Origin of the sequence: Rhodococcus sp. TAF43 (assembly GCF_052113525.1) — a bacterium.
GTDB lineage: Bacteria > Actinomycetota > Actinomycetes > Mycobacteriales > Mycobacteriaceae > Prescottella.
On record NZ_JBFRDL010000113.1, the window covers coordinates 1 to 1,667 of the forward strand.

Annotated in this window: 1 protein-coding gene and 1 pseudogene; one reads left to right on the plus strand and one right to left on the minus strand. The window is 64.2% G+C overall.

Annotated elements, in window-relative coordinates:
* Positions 1 to 179: pseudogene (locus tag AB4Z09_RS28995) on the minus strand (integrase core domain-containing protein); the annotation flags it as partial.
* A gap of 64 nt (positions 180 to 243) precedes the next feature.
* Between AB4Z09_RS28995 and AB4Z09_RS29000 the strand changes: the two are divergent.
* Positions 244 to 1,620 carry an IS30 family transposase gene (locus AB4Z09_RS29000; RefSeq protein ID WP_442241383.1) on the plus strand — a complete coding sequence of 459 codons (1,377 nt, stop codon included), beginning with the start codon at positions 244 to 246 and terminating at the stop codon, positions 1,618 to 1,620.
* Positions 1,621 to 1,667 lie beyond the last annotated feature (47 nt).

Below are 1,667 nucleotides of genomic sequence, written 5' to 3' on the forward strand. Positions count from 1 at the left end.
GCGACTTCGACCTGGTCAACGGTCCGCCACGGGCCCTGGGCCTTGATCAGTTCGGTCTTGTAGAGGCCGTTGATCGATTCGGCGAGGGCGTTGTCGTAGCTGTTGCCGGTGGCGCCGATCGAGGCATCGATGCTGGCGTCGACGAGTCGTTCGGTGAAGGCGATGGACGTGTATTGGGCGGATTCAACCGGTGGTCGCAACACCTTGATGACGGAGGTGTTGGTGGGCAGGCCAGCGGGATGGATGAAGGAACTCACGGGTCGGTCGCCGATGAAGTCGCCTGGCGCTCCGTCGCATCGACGGGAGGTCGAGCGGCAGTTCTGGCGTGAGATCGCGACAGGTGTGACGAGTGAGGCAGCAGCGGCAGCGGTCGGCGTGTCGCCGGCGGCCGGTGCCAGGTGGTTCCGGGATCGTGGCGGGATGCCGACGTTCATGACCGTACCGCTTATCGGTCGGTATCTGTCCTTCGAGGAGCGTGAGGAGATTGCGCTACTGAAGGCGCAGGGAGCTGGGGTGCGTGAGATCGCCCGGGCGGTGGGACGGGATCCGTCGACCATCTCACGGGAGCTGCGTCGCAACGCGGCAACCCGCGGCGGCAAACTCGACTACCGGGCTTCGGTGGCGCAGTGGAAAGCCGAACTCGTTGCCCGGCGCCCGAAGACAGCAAAGCTCGCTTCCAATGACGAGCTCCGGGAGTACGTGCAAGACAAGCTCGCCGGTGTAGTCCGCGACGTCGACGGCAGCGTGGTCGCCGGTCCTGCTGCACCGGAGTGGAAGGGCCGAAACAAGCCACATCGGGGTGATCGGGCGTGGGTGACCGCGTGGAGCCCGGAACAGATCTCGCGCCGACTCGAGGTGGACTTCCCTGACGATGAGTCTATGCGCATCAGCCATGAGGCGATCTACCAGGCGCTATACGTCCACAGCCGTGGCGGACTCGATCGAGAATGGGTCGTGCACCTGCGCACCGGACGTGCGCTGCGAGCGCCGAGAGCACGGGCGAAGCAGCGCAGTTGGGCGCATGTCACACCGGACACCCTTATCAGCGAACGTCCCGCCGAGGTGGACGACCGTGGCGTTCCCGGGCATTGGGAAGGCGACCTGATCATCGGATTACACCGCTCCGCGATCGGCACCCTGGTCGAACGGTCGACGAGGTTCACGATGCTCATCCCTCTGCCCCGCGAGGACGGCTACGGGCTTATCCCACGCACGAAGAACGGGCCTGCACTTGCCGGTTACGGAGCCGTGACGATGACGAATGCTCTCTCACAGGCGATCACAGCGCTTCCTGACCACCTGCGTCGCTCCGTCACCTGGGATCGAGGCAAGGAACTCTCCGATCACGCCCGCTTCACCGCCGATACCGGGGTGAAGGTCTACTTCGCCGACCCGAAGAGCCCGTGGCAACGCGGCACCAACGAGAACACCAATGGTCTGCTGCGCCAATACTTCCCGAAGGGAACAGATCTGTCCCGATGGACCGGAAAGGAGATCGCCGCGATCGCCCATACGCTCAATACGCGACCCCGCAAGACACTCGGGTGGAAGACCCCCGCCGAAGCTCTCGACGAGCAGTTACGATCACTGCAACAACCCGGTGTTGCATCGACCGGTTGAATCCGCCTTGCGACCCGCGATCGTGGTGATGAATCAGTCCGGATAGG